The organism is Vibrio sp. 1978, from assembly GCF_033344345.1.
This window is the reverse complement of record NZ_JAWPOP010001075.1, coordinates 1-508: the sequence shown is the minus strand read 5'-3', so window position 1 is coordinate 508 and position 508 is coordinate 1. Positions and strand designations below refer to the sequence as shown.

The window sequence follows — 508 nt, the reverse complement described above, 5'->3', positions numbered from 1 at the left end:
TCCTCGATTTTTATTGGCATCGGCGTTAACGAACGCGAGTTCGATATGAAAGGGCCGTTTTTGGACGTGCGTGATGGGCAGACGCTTTCCAATATTCATGCCTCTCGCTACGACGCTTCTGAGCCAGAAGTGATGCTTGGGGTGGATCTCGCCAGCAATCTGAGCGTCAACGTGGGAGATTGGATTACCTTACTTGCTACTACGACAGATGGCGCTTTGAACGCTTACGACTTTAAAGTTCGCGGTATCTACTCAACTGGCGTACCTGAGCTGGATAAACGCCAACTTTACGTACACATCAACAGTGCTCAGTCTCTGCTGGGGTCGGACAAAGTCAGTGCGCTGTCAGTATTTCTGTTCGACACCAGCTTAACCAACAAGGTTGAACAGCAAGTCGCAACGATTCTAAACAAACAAAAACTGAGCTTTGGTGATCAAGAGGTTGAAATTACTCCTTGGCAAGAGCGTGCGTTTTTCTATCTAAAAGTGAAAGATTTGTATGACCGTA

Annotated in this window: 1 protein-coding gene; it reads left to right on the top strand. The window is 47.0% G+C overall.

Translation table 11 applies throughout. The features are described from left to right. Positions 1–508: ABC transporter permease (locus R8N49_RS30730; protein ID WP_412034949.1), on the top strand; the 508-nt coding region annotated here is incomplete at both ends.